This is a genomic window from Blastococcus colisei (assembly GCF_006717095.1).
In the GTDB taxonomy this organism is placed as follows: domain Bacteria; phylum Actinomycetota; class Actinomycetes; order Mycobacteriales; family Geodermatophilaceae; genus Blastococcus_B; species Blastococcus_B colisei.
This window is the reverse complement of record NZ_VFQE01000001.1, coordinates 251,532-264,745: the sequence shown is the minus strand read 5'-3', so window position 1 is coordinate 264,745 and position 13,214 is coordinate 251,532. Positions and strand designations below refer to the sequence as shown.

General features: G+C 71.7%; 13 protein-coding genes. 2 read left to right on the top strand and 11 right to left on the bottom strand.

The window, feature by feature from the left end; all coding sequences use genetic code 11:
- Positions 1 to 6: 6 nt before the first annotated feature.
- The 4 genes from FHU33_RS01230 to mftA all read right to left on the bottom strand — a co-directional run bounded on the left by FHU33_RS01230 (position 7) and on the right by mftA (position 3,645).
- On the bottom strand, positions 7 to 1,890 hold the full coding sequence (locus FHU33_RS01230; protein ID WP_246063196.1) for a putative bifunctional diguanylate cyclase/phosphodiesterase: 1,884 nt from the start codon (positions 1,888 to 1,890) through the stop codon (positions 7 to 9).
- Positions 1,891 to 1,976: 86 nt separating this feature from the next.
- Positions 1,977 to 3,200 (bottom strand): mycofactocin radical SAM maturase, encoded by a 1,224-nt coding sequence (mftC, locus tag FHU33_RS01225; RefSeq protein WP_142023706.1) that lies wholly within the window; start codon positions 3,198 to 3,200, stop codon positions 1,977 to 1,979.
- On the bottom strand, positions 3,197 to 3,526 hold the full coding sequence (gene mftB / locus FHU33_RS01220) for a mycofactocin biosynthesis chaperone MftB (RefSeq protein WP_142023705.1): 330 nt from the start codon (positions 3,524 to 3,526) through the stop codon (positions 3,197 to 3,199). The genes mftC and mftB overlap by 4 nt, the downstream gene beginning before the upstream one ends.
- The gene (mftA, locus tag FHU33_RS25635) at positions 3,511 to 3,645 is read right to left on the bottom strand and encodes a mycofactocin precursor MftA (RefSeq protein WP_142023704.1); all 135 of its coding nucleotides are present in this window, start codon (positions 3,643 to 3,645) and stop codon (positions 3,511 to 3,513) included. The genes mftB and mftA overlap by 16 nt, the downstream gene beginning before the upstream one ends.
- A gap of 87 nt (positions 3,646 to 3,732) precedes the next feature.
- Between mftA and FHU33_RS01210 the strand changes: the two genes are divergently transcribed.
- Positions 3,733 to 4,323 (top strand): acyl-CoA-like ligand-binding transcription factor, encoded by a 591-nt coding sequence (locus FHU33_RS01210; RefSeq protein WP_246063195.1) that lies wholly within the window; start codon positions 3,733 to 3,735, stop codon positions 4,321 to 4,323.
- Positions 4,324 to 4,563: 240 nt separating this feature from the next.
- Positions 4,564 to 5,796 (top strand): pre-mycofactocin synthase MftD, encoded by a 1,233-nt coding sequence (mftD, locus tag FHU33_RS01205; RefSeq protein ID WP_142023702.1) that lies wholly within the window; start codon positions 4,564 to 4,566, stop codon positions 5,794 to 5,796.
- A gap of 35 nt (positions 5,797 to 5,831) precedes the next feature.
- Here mftD and FHU33_RS01200 read toward each other — a convergent pair whose 3' ends face one another.
- The 7 genes from FHU33_RS01200 to FHU33_RS01170 form a co-directional block, all read right to left on the bottom strand.
- On the bottom strand, positions 5,832 to 6,629 hold the full coding sequence (locus tag FHU33_RS01200) for an IclR family transcriptional regulator (protein ID WP_142023701.1): 798 nt from the start codon (positions 6,627 to 6,629) through the stop codon (positions 5,832 to 5,834).
- A gap of 72 nt (positions 6,630 to 6,701) precedes the next feature.
- Positions 6,702 to 8,186, bottom strand: a complete 1,485-nt coding sequence (locus FHU33_RS01195) for an aldehyde dehydrogenase family protein (protein WP_211354960.1) — start codon at positions 8,184 to 8,186, stop codon at positions 6,702 to 6,704.
- A 92-nt stretch (positions 8,187 to 8,278) separates the two neighbouring features.
- Complete coding sequence (locus FHU33_RS01190) at positions 8,279 to 9,400, bottom strand: zinc-binding dehydrogenase (protein WP_142023700.1); 1,122 nt, start codon at positions 9,398 to 9,400, stop codon at positions 8,279 to 8,281.
- Between the two features lie 90 nt (positions 9,401 to 9,490).
- Entirely contained in the window at positions 9,491 to 10,024 is a 534-nt protein-coding gene (locus tag FHU33_RS01185) for a 3-phenylpropionate/cinnamic acid dioxygenase subunit beta (protein WP_142023699.1), read from the bottom strand.
- A gap of 29 nt (positions 10,025 to 10,053) precedes the next feature.
- Positions 10,054 to 11,544, bottom strand: coding sequence for an aromatic ring-hydroxylating oxygenase subunit alpha (locus FHU33_RS01180; protein ID WP_211354959.1), 1,491 nt, complete (start codon positions 11,542 to 11,544; stop codon positions 10,054 to 10,056).
- A gap of 61 nt (positions 11,545 to 11,605) precedes the next feature.
- Positions 11,606 to 12,859 carry an NAD(P)/FAD-dependent oxidoreductase gene (locus FHU33_RS01175; RefSeq protein WP_170182279.1) on the bottom strand — a complete coding sequence of 418 codons (1,254 nt, stop codon included), beginning with the start codon at positions 12,857 to 12,859 and terminating at the stop codon, positions 11,606 to 11,608.
- Positions 12,849 to 13,049 (bottom strand): ferredoxin, encoded by a 201-nt coding sequence (locus FHU33_RS01170; protein ID WP_142023696.1) that lies wholly within the window; start codon positions 13,047 to 13,049, stop codon positions 12,849 to 12,851. The genes FHU33_RS01175 and FHU33_RS01170 overlap by 11 nt, the downstream gene beginning before the upstream one ends.
- Between the last annotated feature and the right edge of the window lie 165 nt (positions 13,050 to 13,214).

Sequence of the window (13,214 nt, the reverse complement as noted above, 5' to 3'; positions counted from 1 at the left end):
CCCGGCTCAGTGCCTGCGGGTGCCCTGCAACCGCTCGACCGCGGGCGCCCCGGGCTGCGCCGGCACCCGCGCCGGACGGCCCGGCAGGCTCGCCCCGGCGCGCGCGGCCGGGGCGGGCCGGGCGAACAGGTAGCCCTGCGCCTGGGCGCAGTGCAGGTCGGCGAGCGCCTGGCGCTGCCCCTCGGTCTCCACGCCCTCTGCGACGACGTCGAGGCCCAGGGTGCGGGCCAGCTCGACGATCGACGTGATCAACGTGGTGGCCGAGCGGCCCCGCGGCAGGTCCATGACGAAGCTGCGATCGATCTTGATGATGTCGGCCGGCAGGTGGCGCAGGTAGGACAGTCCGGAGAATCCGGTGCCGAAGTCGTCGATGGCGATGCGGATCCCCAGGGTGCGCAGCGCCTCCAGGTGGGCGACGACCGAGTCGACGTCCCGGACCAGGACGCCCTCGGTGACCTCGAGGGTGAGCAGCTCCGCGGGGAATCCGCTCTCCTCGAGCGCGGCCACGACGTCGGCGGTCACGTCGCCGTCCTGGAACTGGCGCGGCGAGAGGTTGACGGCCATGCGCAGCGGCGTCCCGGTCTCCGCCAGCCAGACGGCGCCCTGGCGCAGGGCCTCGCGCAGCACCCAGCGGGCGATGCCGGTGATCGCGCCGGTCTCCTCGGCGAGCGGGATGAACTCCCCGGGCGGCACCAGGCCGCCGCCGGGGTGGTTCCAGCGGACCAGCGCCTCGAACCCGGTGGTCCGGCCGTCGGTCAGGCGCACCGTCGGCTGGTAGTGGACCTCCAGCTGCCCGGCGTCGGCGGCGACGGCCAGGTCCTGGGCAAGGCCCGCGCGGCGGCGCGCGGCCTCGGCCATGCCGTCGGCGTAGACGACCAGCCGGTTCTTGCCCTGGGCCTTCGCCAGGTACATGGCGAGGTCGGCGTTGCGGAGCAGAGCGCCGGCGGTGCGGTCGGTGGCGTCCGTGGAGGCGGCGACACCCACGCTGGCGTGCACCGTCACCATGCCGTCGGCCAGTGGCACGGGGACCGACAGCGCCACGAGGGCGCGCTCGCCGACCGAGCGGGCGACGTCCGGGCCACCGTTGACGACGACGGCGAACTCGTCGCCGCCGATCCGCGCGACGACGTCCCCCGGCCGCACGCAACCGTGGAGCCGCTCGGCGAGGACCAGCAGCAGCCCGTCGCCGGCCGCGTGCCCGCGGCTGTCGTTGATGTCCTTGAAGTCGTCGAGGTCGATGAACAGCAGGCTGACCGCTCCGCCTCGAGCCAGCAGGCGGTGGGTGATCTCCTCGAGCAGCGTCCGGTTGGCCAGGCCGGTCAGGGGGTCGCTGAGGACCTGGTCCTCGTTGAGCCGCCAGGCGGCCAGGTGAGCGATGCTCGCCGCGAGCACGAACGCCGCGTGGATCCCCGCCCACAGCCAGGGGTCGTGCACCGCGTCGTGGCTGTACACCTCGTGCGGGTACATCGTGCCGAAGACGCCGTGGTGCACGACGACGACGACCAGGGCGATGCCGTACGGCACCCAGTCCTGGTACAGCGAGACGACGCCGATCATCACGAAGAAGATGAAGTGCGCCTCGGTGACCCCGCCCCAGAGATGGACCAGCGCCACGGAAGCGGCCAGGAGGCTCGCCGTCGTCGCGGCGGCGCGGCCCTTGCGTCCCAGCCGCGGGACGGCGGCCAGGGCGACGGGGCCGGCCACGGCGGCCAGGACGGCGACGGCGGCCGGCTGACCGCCGCCCTGCAGCCAGGCGACGAGCACGAGCAGCCCGGCCGAGGCCAGGCAGAGCCGCATGATGGCGCGGTGCCGACGCTCCCAGACGGCCTCGGGCAGCAGCCGACCCTCGGGCAGCAGCCGGGCACACCGGTCGCGGAGTCGGAGGATCACGTTCCCCGCATCGGCTGCTCGCCCGGCTCGCTGTACCCCCGACCGGTCAGCTGCCCCCTTCGGGGTGGATCACCGCGGGAGACGTTTCAGCGCAGGTCGAGCCCGGCCAGCGGTGACTCGTCGCAGATCTTGCTGGGGATCGACGGGATGCCCAGCAGCGTGGGCTGGCCGCGGACCGGGCCCTTGTGCGAGTGGTCGATGTGGCTGCGCGGGGTGGCCAGCCCCAGGTCGCGGGCGGCCAGCGCCGTCTCGCCGTAGCCCTGCACGCACTCGGGGTCGGGGCCGTCCAGGGGCAGCCCGGTGAAGAACTTGGCCGCCATGCAACCGCCGCGGCAGGCGTCGAAGTGGGCGCACTTGGTGCATGCGCCCTCCGTCTGCGGGTTGCGCAGGTCGGCGAACAGCTCCGACTGCTGCCACACCCGCTGGAAGCCGCCCTCGTCGCGCACGTTGCCGGCGAGGAAGTTCTCGTGGATGGCGAACGGGCAGGCGTAGACGTCGCCGACCGGGTCGATCAGGCAGACCACCCGGCCCGCGCCGCACAGGTTGAGCCCGGGCAGGGCCTCGCCGAGCGCCGAGAGGTGGAAGAAGGAGTCGCCGGTCAGCACCCGGTCGCCGTTGTCGAGCAGCCAGGCGTACAGCTCCCGCTGCTGCTGCTGGGTGGGGTGCAGCCGGTCCCAGACGTCGGCACCGCGCCCCGCGGGCCGGAAGCGGGTGATCCGCAGCTGGGCGCCGTAGCGGTCGGTGAGCGCCCTGAAGTCGTCGAGCTGCCCGGCGTTCTCGCGGGTGACGACGACCGAGACCTTGACATCTTTCATCCCGGCCTCGGCCAGGTTCTCCAGGGCCTTCACGGCCGTCGCGAAGGAGCCGGTGCCGCGGACGGCGTCGTTCACCTCGGCGGTCGCGCCGTCCAGGGAGATCTGGACGTCGACGTAGTCGGTGCGGGCCAGCTGGTCGGCGCGGGCCCGGTCGAGCCTGATGCCGTTGGTGGAGAACTTGACGCCGACGTCGTGGCCGATGGCGTAGTCGAGCAGGTGCCAGAAGTCCGGGCGCACGGTGGGCTCGCCGCCGCCGACGTTGACGTAGAAGACCTGCATCCGCTGCAGCTCGTCGATGACCGCCTCGGCCTCGGCGGTGGAGAGCTCGCGCGGGTCGCGTCGTCCCGAGGAGGACAGGCAGTGCACGCACGCCAGGTTGCAGGCGTAGGTGAGCTCCCAGGTCAGGCAGATCGGGGCGTCCAGGCCGTACTCGAACTGGTCGACCAGCCGGCCGCCCTGGGGGCGCTGCGGGCGGGACGGCAAGACGGTGGTCACGGGGTCTCCCGGGGCTCGATCATCTGCGAACGGGCAAGGTCGGCCAGCGCCTTGACGTAGGCGGGGCGCTGCCCGTCAGGCACGGCGCAGGCGGCCAGCGTCGCCTCGGCACTCGGGTGGGTGGCCAGCGCTTCCACGACGGCGACCAGCGTCCTCGACTTCAGGAAGGAGAGCTTCCGGTTGCCGAAGTGGTAGGCCAGCGCACCGAACGGCTCCGGCCGCAGCGCCACCGACCGGGCCTTCTGCCACGGCAGCGACGGATCGAAGGCGACGTCCGTCAGCACGGTGGCGACCTCGTCGACCGGGCGGCTCAGTAGACGCCGCACATGCCGTCGATGGAGACCTCCTCGACCAGCGACTCCTCCACCAGGTCCTCCTCGACGAGGGCCTGCCCGCCCGATCCGGCCTCGAGGACGGGAACGTCGGTCTGGGGCGTCTCGGGCATGGCGATACCTCCGGAGCGGGGCGAGGGCGGGTGCCGCGGACGTTAGTGACACCCGGTGCCACTGGCAACACCGGCACAATGCTGCGCGTGACCGGGACGGGGACACCACCGACCGGGGGCACGCGGGTGCGCGTCGAGCGGGCGGCCCTGGAGCTCTTCGCCTCCCGCGGCTTCGAGAACGTGACCAGCGACGAGGTCGCCGACTCCGCAGGCATCAGCCGCCGGACGTTCTTCCGCTACTACCCCACGAAGGCCGACGCCGTGTGGGGCGACTTCGCCGGCCACGTCGCCCGCCTGGAGGGTTTGCTCACCGCCACGGACCCTGCGACGGGGGTGCTCGCCTCGGTCTGCGCGGCCTACGTCGAGGCGAACGACTATCCGGACGCCGAACTGCCGCTGCTCCGCGAGCGCATGCGGCTGATCCTGGGCGAGCCGGCGCTGCTGGCGCACTCGCAGCTGCGGTTCGCCGAGGTCGACCGGGTGGTCGCGCGGCACGTCGCCGAGCGGACCCGGACCTCGGCCGACGCGCTGGTCCCCCGGCTGGTGGCGGCGAGCACCCGGGCGGCGGCGACGACGGCGTTCGAGGCGTGGCTCGCCGACGGGCGGTCCTCCCTCACCCGGCTCCTGCACCGAGCGTTCGACGAGATGGCGGCGGGATTCCCGACCCTCGGCCGGTGAGGACCGGACTCCCTGCGACACCTGCGATGAGGTGCGGCGCGCATGGGGAGCCGCCCGACCTGACGTCGAGCCGCGCCGGAGCACGGCTGGACGTCAGCCGACGCGGCCGGGCATCCGCGGGGTCCACCCTCGCGGGGGGAGCGTTGGTGCCCGCACCGACGGATAGGCTGGCACTCAGTGCCACCGGCCGTCGAGGGCCGGTCGATGGACCCGGACGACCGGGCCCGAGGAGGTCCGACGATGGCTAACCCGTGGTTCGAGTCGGTCGCCGAGGCCCAGCGCCGGGCCAGGAAGCGGCTGCCCAAGGGCGTGTACGGCGCCCTGGTCGCCGGCTCCGAGCGCGGCCTGACCCTCGAGGACAACCTGGCCGCCTTCGCCGAGATCGGCTTCGCCCCCCACACCGCCGGCCTGGCCAACGAGCGCACCATGGGCGTGACCGTCATGGGCCAGTCCATGTCGATGCCGATTCTGATCAGCCCGACCGGTGTGCAGGCGGTCCACCCCGACGGCGAGGTCGCCGTCGCCCGCGCCGCAGCCGCCCGCGGGGTGTCGATGGGGCTCTCGTCGTTCGCGAGCAAGCCGATCGAGGAGGTCGCCGCGGCCAACCCGCAGACCTTCTTCCAGATGTACTGGGTGGGCACCCGCGAGGAGATGCTCGCCCGCATGGAGCGGGCCAGGAAGGCCGGCGCCGTCGGGCTGATCGCCACGCTCGACTGGTCCTTCGCGTACGGCCGCGACTGGGGCAGCCCGTTCATCCCGGAGAAGATCGACTTCGCGGCGGCCCGCCGGTACGCGCCCCAGGTCCTGGTCAAGCCGCGCTGGCTCCTGGACTTCGCGAGGACCGGGAAGATCCCGGACCTCACCGTCCCGAACATGGTGGCGAACCCCGGTGACGACGCACCCACCTTCTTCGGCGCCTACGGCATGTGGATGCAGTCGCCGATGCCCACGTGGGAGGACGTCGCCTGGCTGCGCGAGCAGTGGGACGGGCCCTTCATGCTCAAGGGCGTCATGCGGGTCGACGACGCCAGGCGCGCCGTCGACGCGGGAGTCACGGCCATCTCGGTCTCCAACCACGGCGGCAACAACCTCGACGGCACGCCGGCCTCGGTACGGGCGCTGCCGGCGGTCGCCGACGCGGTCGGCGACCAGATCGAGGTGCTCCTGGACGGCGGCATCCGCCGCGGTGGCGACGTCGCCAAGGCCCTGGCCCTGGGCGCCAAGGCGGTCATGATCGGCCGCGCCTACCTGTGGGGCCTCGCGGCCAACGGCCAGGCCGGCGTGGAGAACGTGCTCGACCTGTTGCGCGACGGTCTCGGGTCGGCGATGGTCGGCCTCGGCCGCCCCGACGTCGCCGAGCTCAGTCGCGACGACCTCGTCATCCCCGCCGGCTTCGAGCGCAAGCTCGGCGACGCCGCCGTCGAGAACGCGCTGCTGGCCACGTCACCCGCCCAGCGCCGCCGCGAGGCCTGAGCCAGGACCGCTACACCCGGGGCCGGCGCCCTTGTCTAGGTGCGGCCTCCGGTGCTGAGCAGGCCCTCCAGCTGGGCGGCGGCGGCGTGCAGGTCCCGAACCACGGCGATCTGCCTCTTCTTGGTCATGCGGCTCGACGGCGCGGACGCATTGATGGCGGCGATGCTGGCCCCGCGGTGGTCCTGCACCGCCACGGCGACGGAGATGATGTCCTCTGCCACCCGGTGGTTGGTCGCATATCCCCGTTCCCGTACCTCGAGCAGCTCGGCATCGAGCTGCGCCCGGTCCTCCGGGGTGAGTCCCTCGCCGTTGCCGAGCTGGTCCAGCGAGAAGATCTCGTCCAGCTGCTGACCGGTGAACGAGGCGAGGATCGCCTTGCCGGTCGCCGTGCGGTGCGCCGGGAGGAGCTGGCCGGTCCGGTCGGCCACCCGCAGCGGCTGGCCGCTCTCGGCGGCGGCCAGGTACCGCGTCTTGGCGCCCTCCAGCTGCGCCAAATGCACCGTCTCATCGGTCTTCCTGGCGAGGTCGGCCAGGATCGGCCGGGCGTAGGTGCGGATGTCGAGGTTGCGCACGGCAGCCAGCCCCAGCTCCAGCAACGCCGGACCGGCGACATAGGTACCCATGCCATCCTCCTGCCGGACGAAGCCGTGATGGACGAGCATCGCCAGCAGCCGGTGCGCGGTGGAGGGAGCGATGTCCAGCGCCACGGCGATCCCCGAGAGCCGCAGGCGCGGCTGGTCCCGCAGCATCAGCACGAGCCGGAGCGCGTTGTCCACGGACGAGATCGGGTAGGCGGGGCCGGCCTTCGCGGCGGTGGTCACCGTTTCAGCCATCCGACGATCCTAATGGGTCTCGATGCATTGTCGCGTCGCCCGATCCGGCCACCTGCACGCCGCTCCGTCCCGTCAGGACAGCTGGGCCGGAAGCACGATGTTGATGGTCTTGACCTCGGTGAAGCTGAGCAGTTCGTCGAGCCCCTCCTCCGTTCCGGTACCGCTCTCCTTGCGACCGCCGAAGCTGGTGCCGGGGAAGTGCGACGAGTTGCCGTTGATCCAGACGTATCCGGCCTGCACCGCGCGCGCGGTGACCAGAGCCCGGTTCAGGTCGTCGGTCCAGATCGAGGCGGTCAGCCCGTAGTCGACGCCGTTCGCGACGGCCAGCAGGTCGTCGTCGTCGGACCACCTGCTGACCGCCAGGACCGGCCCGAAGACCTCGCTCCGGAACAGGCGCATGTCGGGTGTCACGTCGGCGAACACTGTGGGCTGAAGCCAGAACCCCCGCTCGAACTGCGCACCGCCGGGGCGCCGCCCGCCCGTCACGAGCCGGGCACCGTCCTGCTCCGCAGCCGCGATGTGGCTCTTCACGTTCTGGAGGTGCCGGGCGTTGTTGAGGGGGCCCATGTCGGTGTCGTCGCGTGTGGGGTCGCCCAGCCGCAGGGCCGTGACCTTCTCCACCACGCGCGCCAGGACGTCGTCGTAGAGGTCCTCGTGGAGCAGCAGCCGGCTGGTCGAGCCGCACGACTGACCCTGGTGGCCGAAGTTCATGCCGGCGACCGCCGCGGTCGCGACCTTCTCCGGGTCGGCGTCACCGAAGACGATCATCGGATTCTTGCCGCCCAGCTCGAGCGAGACGTGCTTGACCGAGGACTCCGCAGCCTGGCGCTGGATGGCCCGGCCGGTCGGGACCGATCCGATGAACGTCAGCCGCTTGACGCGAGGGTGCCGGACCAGAGCGGCCCCGGCGACGAGGCCCGTGCCGGTCACGATGTTGACCACGCCGGGCGGAAAGACCTCCGCACACAATTCGGCCAGCACGGTGGTCGACAGCGGCGCCTCCTCCGACGGCTTCAGGACCACGGTGTTGCCGGCGACGAGGGGGGCCGCCAGCCGCGAGGCGGCGAAGTAGAAGGGGTGGTTGAAGGCGAGGATGCGGCCCACGACCCCGTAGGGCTCACGCACCGAGAGATGCAGCCCGGTGGCGGTGGACGGGATGGTCTCGCCCTTCGTCTCCAGGGCCAGACCGGCGAAATACTCCAGCAGATCCGTGGCCATGGTGACGTCGCGGACCATCCGCCGCCGGGTGTTCCCGGTGTCGCGGACCTCCAGCTCCAGCAGCTCGTCGGCCCGCTCCAGGGCGCGGCGGGCGAGCTCCCGCACCAGCCGGCCCCGCTCCAGCGCAGGCGTGGCGGCCCACGCGGGCGCGGCGCGGTCGGCTGCGGCGACCGCCAGCTCGACGTCCTCCGCCGTGGCCTCGGGGACCCGGCCGAGCACGTTCTCGTTGCTCGGGTCGATGGCGGTCAGCCAGCCGTCGCCGACGCTGGCGCAGAGCTTGCCGTCTATCAGCATCAGCCGATCCGGCGCGGTGCCGGCATAGGTGGCGGTGGGGGACATGTGCATCTCCTCGATGGGACGACGGGCGGGCGGCCCGGGATGCGCCCCACCAGGAGGCGCCACGACGGCTTCTGCGCGCGGGGAGCGCGGAGTCACAGGAGGGGGTCGACGAGCGGCTTCAGGACTCCGCGTTTCATCGACCGCATGGCGTCGGTGACGTGGTCCAGCCCGACGGGCGCGGTCACCAGCGCGTCCCAGTCGACGGAGTCCCGGGTCTGCCGGAGGAAGTCCAGGGCCTTCCAGTAGTGGCCGGCGTGGGCCGACAGGACGCCCCGGACGATGAGCTGCTTGCGCACGATCAGACTGGGGTCGATCGCGAGGTCCACCGCGTTGGTCTGCCCGGCCACGCCGTAGCGGCCGCCCGCCCGGAGCAGCTCGAGGCCCTCCCCGAAGGCCGACCGCGCACCGGAGAGCTCCAGGACGACGTCGGCGCCCCGCCCGTCGGAGGTCAGCCGGCGCACGGCCTCGTTCCGCTCGCGGGCATCCGGCAGGTGCTCCACCGATACGGTCCCGGTGGCGCCGTAGGCCGTTGCCAGCTCGAGGCGACCGTCGGGGGCTCCCAGCACGATGACGGAGCCCACCCCGAGGTGGCGGAGCACCGCCGTCGCGTACAGACCCAGTGGTCCGGCACCCTGGACGACCACGGACTCGTGCGGCTGCACGGTGCCGACCTGCTCGAGCACGTGCACCACCGTGCGCAGCGCGCAGCTCGCCGGAGCGGCCCACGCGTCGGGCACCTCGTCGGGCACCCGGACGCGCCCGGACCCCGGGAACACGTAGCAGTACTCCGCGAAACCACCCGTGACGTGGGGAAAGGCGGACGCGGGTAGCCGCCCGTAGCTCTGGCGGTGCGAGCACAGCGAGGGCTGCCGGTCGACCGTGCAGTAGAAGCATCGGCCGCACGGCGCGTGCGTCCAGACGACCCGGTCGCCGGTCGCCAGGGGCCGGCCGAGGGAGTCGGTGCGCGGACCGTCGCCGAAGGCGACGACCTCCCCCACCATCTCGTGCCCCATCACCTGCGGCAGGTTCGCGGCGTTCGCGGTGAAGGCCCCGCCCTCCCAGATGTGCACGTCCGTGCCGCACACCGACGCCATGGTCACGCGGACCAGGAGCGCCCCGGGCTCGAGTTCCGCGGGCACCGGGACGTCCTCGACGGAGGCCGGCTGCCCGAACGCGCGCAGCAGCGCGGCCCGGCTCGACGACGGGATCGGCACGTCGGTGCTCCTCTCGGGTGGGGCACGGGGCGGCGACGCCCCGACGGGCCTTCTCCGCCGGCGGCCGGAGAAGACCCGGTAACGGTGGGCTCAGACGAAGATGGAGAGATTTTTCGCCAGGAGGACGGACTGGTCGAGCAGCAGCTCCCGGCGGACGACCTGCCAGGAGTCACCGACCTGGCGCAGGCGGTCCTTGCGGCGGCCGACGAGGAAGTCGGTCTCGTCCGCCACCCGGTTCCGGTAGACCAGGAAGCGGCAGCTCACCGCGACCTCGGGCAGCTCGATGGCTTCGAGCCGGATGTTGGTCACCAGGTGCGACACCCGGGACACCGGCTCCTCCGCCCAGTGGAGGCCCGTGTTCAGCTGGTCGACGCGGAGAGACATCGTCTCCTTGCCCTCGTCGAACCAGCAGATCTCTCGGCCGGCACGCGTCTCCTCACGCGCGTCCGTCTCCCCGTAGGCGACGTTCATCCGGAGCGGCACCGAGTATTGGTAGTCCTCGGCGAGCATGTCCAGCCACTCGGTGTACCGCCGCTCGTCGAGCAGATCGGCCTCCCGGTACAAAAATTCGGACACGCTCTCGAGCAGGAGCACCCGCTCGAGCAGGGCCTCGTCGATCGGCATGGCAGTCCTTTCGTGGAGTAGTGGTGGTCCTACTGCGCGGGGGGGCCGTCGACGACGTCGACAGCGTCGAGGACCTTGACGCCGTCGGCGACGTCGGTGACGTCGGCATCGCGTTCCGTGGCGCGGTCGTCGACCCGTGCGAGCTCGGTGAGCTCGGGCCACGAGAGGTTGTCTACGAACTCGGCCCACCGCCGGTAGAAGGCGCGGGCGTTGACCTCGCCGGCGATGGCGTGGTGGGAGTGCACCGAGCCGGCCAGGTCGCTCGCGGTCTCCTGACCGAGCCCCTGCTGGTAGTTGTAGGGGTAGCGCCGAGCGACGACGCCCCGGCTGGCCTCGGTGGCGTAGTCCCAGTTCTCCATGTCGTCCTGCTCGGTCATGCCGGCCGGACCCGCATAGCGCATGTAGTAGTGGCGCAGCCAGTCGCGCACGTTCTCGGGCGCGGACTTGTCCACCAGGTACCAGCGCCACACCTCGGTCTCGGTCGGGCTGATCGGGTGCGCGACCAGGATGGTCCGCGGGAAACCTCCGGCGAAGGACATGTTCGGGAAGAGCGTCGCAGGACCCCGGCCGCCCAGCAGGCGCCCCTCCGCCTGCAGCTTCTCCTTGCGCTTCTCCCATGCGGCGACGAAGTAATCGTTCAGGTCGTCCTCGGCAAACTCCGGGTACGGGACTTCGTAGGCGAGGTTGTCCGATGCACCGTGTCCGCGCCGGAAGGAGGTCTTCATCCGCCCCTTCGAGAATCCACCCTCGTTCTGACGCTCGCCGTGACGCCGCTTGCCCTTCCCGCCCGGGCCGATGCCGACGGCCTCGACCGAGGCGTGGGTGGAGGCGCCGTGGTAGGTGTCGCCGAGGAAGTTCTCCGAGACGAACTTCCAGTTCGACCGGATCCGCCACTTGTGCACGCCGCGGTAGGCCTCGGTGCCGCCCTCGGTGCCGTCGAAGGCGTCGGCCAGGTTGTCCAGCCACCAGTGGAAGTCACCGACGTACTCGTCGAACGACGGCGCCTGCGGGTCCCAGTTGGCGAAGACGAGGCCCTTGTAGTTGTGCACCTTGGCGGCGCGAACCAGCCCCCACTTCTGCCGCTCCAGGTTGGTGCCGTACGCCGCCTTCTGCTGCGGGACACCGTGCAGGGCGCCGGGGGTGTCGACCAGCGAGCCGTCGATCGAGTACGACCAGGCGTGATAGGGGCAGGTGAACTGAAGGGTGTTGCCCTCGTCGTAGCGGCAGACACGCATGCCGCGGTGCCGGCACGAGTTGAGCAGGACGTTCAGCTCACCCTTGTCGTCCCGGGTCAGCAGGACGGGGTCGGCACCCATCCACGAAGAGAAGAAGTCCCCGGGGTTGGGCACCTGCGTGGCGTGGCCGACGAACAGCCACGCACGCGGGAACAGATTCTCCAACTCGGCCTTGAAGATCTGCTCGTCGATGAAAATCTCGCGGCTGATCTCGCCCTTGCGGACGTCGACCAGGTCGCGCACCTGCCGAGCGCCGGTACCGGTGGGCTCTTCGACTGTCGTCACTTGCTCGTTCTCCTCTGGCGTGTGGACTTGTCGGGGTCGGTGGAGCGACATCAGGACCCGGTCAGGCGGCCGGGACGGAGAGGATCGATGTGGCGAGACCGGACAGCCGCGCGGTGACCTGCGCCAGGTCCTCGCCGCGCTCCCAGGCCTGCCTGCATGCCACGACGGCGCGCGGCCAGCCGAGCACCACGGCGGCGGAGAAGCCACCCCCGCGGGAATAGAGAGCGACGTCCTTGTCACCCGCAGCGGTGGTGCAGCGCAGGAAGCTCACCCGGTCGTCGGGGTGGATGCGCCCGACCATCTGGATCTTCAGACCGTGCTGGTCGGACCAGAAGTACGGCGCCTTCACGTGGGGGCGCAGGTCTCCGGGGTTCAGCATGTTGTGCGCCACGAGGTTGGCCTGCTCCACCGCATTGGTCCAGTGCTCGACCAGGCGGTGCTCGCCGCTGCGCACGTCCAGCCAACGCGCGACGTCGCCGACGGCGTATACGTCCGGCGCTCCCGACGCCCGGCAGAACTCGTCTGTCAGCACGCCGAACCCGAGATCCAGACCAGAGCCCTCCAGCCACCCGGTGCTGGGGACCACGCCGATTCCGACGACGACCGTCGCCGCGGGCAGGCGTCTGCCGTCCGCCAGGTGCACGACACCGGTGCCGTCGGCCAGTGACTCCACGCGCGCCACGGCCGCGGACCCCATGACCGGCACCCCGGCATCGGCGTGCAGGCGACTGATCCGGGCACCGACTTCGGGCCCCAGGACGCGGGCGAACGGCTCGGGCAGCGCCTCGACGATCGTTGCCTCCAGACCCAGCTGGCGGGCGCTCGAGGCGACCTCGGCGCCGATGAAGCCGCTGCCCACGACGACGACCGGTCCACCGCGCGAGAACCGCTCCCGAATCGCGGCGGCGTCGCGCAACTCGCGCACGGTGCACACCAGGTCACCCTCTGGCGCCGCAATGCTCCGCGGAAATGCGCCGGTCGCCAGCACGACGGCGTCGTAGGCCACCGGCTCGCCGTCGGACAGGATCACCTGCTTGCCGACCGGGTCCAGACGCACCGCGGCGCGGCCCGTCATCGGCGTCAGCCCGTCGCCCGCCCAGCCGTCGGGACCGAGAAGCGAGATGTCGGCCGCCGTCTGGCTGCCGACCAGCACCTGCTTGGACAATGGAGGCTTGTCGTAGGGAGCGACGTCCTCGGCACCGACCAGCACCACCTCGCCGGTGTGGCCCGCGGCCCGGAGAGCCTGCCCGGTCCTGATGCCGCCGACGGACGCGCCGACGACGACGACCCGCTCGGGCGTCCGGTCACGCGTCATCGTCGACCAGCCACACGGCTTGCACGGGGCAGCTGCGCACGGCGGCGCCGGACGTCTCCCGCTCGGTGTCGCCCACGGAGGTACGGAGCAGGACGACGAGTCCGTCGTCATCGAGGTCGAAGTGCTCAGGATCCAGGTCGACACAGTTGCCGTAGCCCTGACACTTGCCCACGTCGGCCTTGATCTGCATGAGGGTCGGTCTCCGTACTCGTTCCGGGTGCTCGGGGCGCGGTGGGGATGACGCTTTGCCGCCGGCAGGCGACCGCCAGCCCCCGGTCCGCGGCCAGCATTGCACACGTTGTGCAAATGGTCTGTCCATTGTACGGTAAGAGTGGTCGAGGCCACTGTCAACCGG